This window comes from Mycobacterium sp., assembly GCF_049683935.1.
Lineage (GTDB): Bacteria > Actinomycetota > Actinomycetes > Mycobacteriales > Mycobacteriaceae > Mycobacterium.
Map to the genome: position 1 here is coordinate 1 of NZ_JBAUJR010000470.1, position 3,430 is coordinate 3,430.

3 protein-coding genes and 1 tRNA gene are annotated in these 3,430 nt (G+C 69.8%); 2 read left to right on the plus strand and 2 right to left on the minus strand.

Annotated elements, in window-relative coordinates; genetic code table 11:
* Positions 1 to 82 precede the first annotated feature (82 nt).
* Together WA965_RS26640 and WA965_RS26645 are read left to right on the plus strand one after the other, a co-directional pair.
* Positions 83 to 1,849: a hypothetical protein gene (locus WA965_RS26640; protein ID WP_526302804.1), complete on the plus strand. Its 1,767-nt coding sequence runs from the start codon at positions 83 to 85 to the stop codon at positions 1,847 to 1,849.
* Positions 1,850 to 1,876: 27 nt separating this feature from the next.
* Positions 1,877 to 2,248 (plus strand): carboxymuconolactone decarboxylase family protein, encoded by a 372-nt coding sequence (locus tag WA965_RS26645; RefSeq protein WP_526302805.1) that lies wholly within the window; start codon positions 1,877 to 1,879, stop codon positions 2,246 to 2,248.
* 24 nt (positions 2,249 to 2,272) lie between these two features.
* On the opposite strand, the gene WA965_RS26650 is transcribed toward WA965_RS26645, so the two are convergent.
* Both WA965_RS26650 and WA965_RS26655 read right to left on the minus strand, forming a co-directional pair.
* Positions 2,273 to 2,345: transfer RNA gene (locus tag WA965_RS26650), tRNA-Thr, on the minus strand.
* A gap of 78 nt (positions 2,346 to 2,423) precedes the next feature.
* Positions 2,424 to 3,430, minus strand: a 1,007-nt coding sequence (locus WA965_RS26655) for a DNA polymerase III subunit delta' (RefSeq protein WP_526448221.1), incomplete at its 5' end; no start/stop codon positions are given.

Consider the following 3,430-nt stretch of genomic DNA (forward strand, 5'->3'; position numbering starts at 1 on the left):
GGTCGATGCGGCACTCGCTCGAGGACATGGTCGCCTCGGCGTGGACCGCCCGCCGGCGCGCCGGAGACGCCTACCCACGCTCGTGAGGTCCTGGGTCGCCCGCACCGCCGCAGCGCTCGTCGCGCTGCACCTTGTCGTCCGGGTGGTGCTGGCGTTCGGCGGCTACTTCTACTGGGACGATCTGATTCTGGTCGGCCGGGCGGGAACCCAGAGCCTGCTGTCACCGGCGTACCTCTTCGACGACCACGACGGCCATGTGATGCCCGGCGCCTTCCTGGTCGCAGGGGTCATCACCCGGCTGGCCCCGTTGGACTGGGTGGGTCCCGCGATCAGCCTGGTGGTACTGACCCTGCTGGCCTCGCTGGCCTTGCTCCGGGCGCTGCACGTGATCCTGGGCTGGCGCCCGGTCCTGCTGGTGCCCTTGACCTTCGCGCTGTTCACACCGTTGGCCGTACCGGGTTTCGCGTGGTGGGCGGCGGCGCTGAACTCGCTTCCGATGCTGGCCGCGATGGCCTGGGTGTGCGCCGACGCGATCCAGTTGTCGCGCACCGGAAACCGGCGCTACGTACTGACCGGCGCGCTGGCGTATCTCGGCGGGCTGCTGTTCTTCGAGAAAGCGGCGATCATCCCGTTAGTCGCGTTCACCGTCACCGCGCTCCACTGGCACGTGACGGGAAGCGGACCGATCCGGACCGTCTGGCGGCGCGGCGCCCGGCTGTGGCTGGCGTGCCTGGCGCTCACCGCCGCCTGGATCGGCGTCTATCTGCTGGTGGTCGACCAGCAGCGGTGGAGCTTCGACCTGTCGATGACATGGGATCTGTTGTGGCGCTCCGTCACTCACGGCATCGTTCCCGGCCTGGTCGGCGGGCCGTGGGATTGGCAGCGGTGGGCGCCGGCCTCGCCGTGGGCGACCCCGCCCGCATCGGTGATGGTGCTCGGCTGGGTCGCACTGGCGGGCATCGTCGCCCTCACGCTGTACCGCAAGCAGCGCCTCGGCCCGGTGTGGCTGGCAGCGCTGGGATATGCCGTCGCCTGCCAGGTGCCGATCTATCTCATGCGCTCATCGCAGTTCACCGCGCTCGAACTCGCTCAGACCCTGCGCTATCTGCCCGATCTGGTGGTCGTGCTGGCGCTGCTGGCGGCGGTCGGCCTGTGCGCACCGAACCGGCAGGAGTCGAGGAGGCTGGACTCGTCGACGGCGAGATCGCTGACGACCGCCGGCCTTGCGGTGGCGTTCGTCGCAAGCAGCCTGTATTCGACGGCGACATTCCTCACCAGTTGGCGCGACAACCCCGCGCAGCCGTATCTGCAGAACGCCCGCACCGCCCTGGCCGTCGCCGACGCCACCTCCGATGCGCCGATGTTGGACCAGGAGGTCGATCCGCTGGTGCTGCAGCGAGTGGCGTGGCCGGAGAACCTGGCCAGCCACATGTTCGCCCTGCTCCGCGACCGCCCCGAATTTGCCTCTGCAACAACTGATCTCCGCATGCTCGACGCTGCGGGCAAGCTTGCGGACGCGAAGGTGACCTGGGTCCGCTCCATCCGCCCCGGGCCGGGTCCGCAGTGCGGATACCTGGTGCAGCCCGACTTCCCGGTGCGTATGCCGCTGGACGGGCCGCTGCTGCCCGCCGACTGGACGGCAGAGATCAACTACCTGGCCAACAGTGACGGCTCGCTGATGCTGTCGCTGGCCGACGGCGACGAGGTCAAGGTTCCGGTCCGGCCCGGGCTGAACCGCGTCTACGTACGACTGCCCGGTGCAGGCGATGCGATCACCGTGCGCGCCGGCACCGCAGCGCTGTCGGTCTGTGTCGCAGCGGGTCCCGTCGGTTTCGTGGCGCCGCAGTAGCGACTGGCACTGTGTCACCCTGGTGGCATGACCGATACGCGCGCCAAGGGTTACGACGTTTTCCGCGAACTGCTGCCGGGTGTCCTCCCGGACGGTGACGACGCCGGAGTCCGCGACGGCAGGTTCGGCGACGAACTGCTCGAACTCGGCGTCGACAATGTCTTCGGCGCGCTGTGGGGCCGGGAGGGTCTGGGCCGCCGGGACCGCAGCCTGGTCACGCTGGGCATCCTGATCGCGCTGCGCGCCACCGACGAACTCAAGTCCCATGTCCGGATCGCGCGCACCAACGGGCTGACCGAAGACGAGATCGCCGAGGTCATCTACCACTCGAGCGGTTACGCAGGGTTCCCGGCGGCCAACTCGGCGTGCACGGCGGCCCGTGAAGTGCTGGAGGGCTGAAACCTGGCTCCGAGGAGAAATCGGAGCCGCCTGGGGGAATCGAACCCCCGACCTTCTCATTACGAGTGAGACGCTCTACCGACTGAGCTAAGGCGGCGTGCCGGCTATTCGACGGCGGCCCGAGTCTACGGCAGGGTCCGCCGACGACCCAAGTTGATGCCGGCCGCTCATCCTGTCAGCCGCGCAGCGCCTGCCCGACCGTACCGACCATGGCGTCGACCGCGAATTTGGGTTTGACGTTGATCGCGAGTGCTTCGCGGCATTCCAGCACCGCCTCGATACAGCGCAACAGCTTGTCCGGAGGCGCGTGTCCCGCCATCGCGGCGACCTTCTCGGCCATGTCGGGGTGATTGGGCGCCACCTCCCCCGCTCCCGCCGAGACCAGCAGGGCATCACGGAAGTACGTCGCGAGGTCGATCAGTGCGCGGTCGAGGGCATCCCGCGACGCCCGGGTCTGGCGCGACTTCTGGCGCTTCTCGAGGTCCTTGATCGCTGCGGCGGCACCGCGGATCGCCCCGGCGGTGCCCTTCCCGGTACCGCCTGCGCCCAACGCCGTGCGCAACTCGTCCGCCTCGGCGTCGTTGCGATCTCCGGTCAGCGCCTTGGCCTCTGCCTCTGCCGTGGCCACCAGTTCCTCGGCCGCGGCGTACGCCCGCGACGGCGTGGCCGCGTCCCGCGCCAGGCTCAGCGCCCGCTGCCTTCTCTGCCGCGCCTGCTCGTCGGTGGGCAGCCGTCTGGGCCGCCCGACATGCCCTCCGCTGACCGACGCCGCCCACACCGCGTCCTTCTCCGGCAGTCCGTCGGATTCGATCAGCACTCCGGCGATCGCCGCCACCGGCGGAGTCACCAGCGCGACGTGTCGGCACCGCGACCTCAGCGTGATCGAGATGTCCTCCGGGTCCACCGACGGGGCGCACAGCAGGAACACCGTTGACGGCGGCGGCTCCTCGACCACTTTGAGCAGTGCGTTGGCGGCTCCCTCGGTGAGCCGGTCGGCATCCTCGATCACCACGATCTGCCAGCGGCCGGTTCCGGGCCGCCGTGACGCGATCTGCACGATGGTCCGCATCGCGTCGACCCCGATCGACAGGCCCTCCGGGATGATCCGGCGGACGTCGGCGTGGGTACCGGCCATCGTGGTGGTGCAGGCCCGGCACTCCCCGCAGCCGGGCGGGCCGGCGG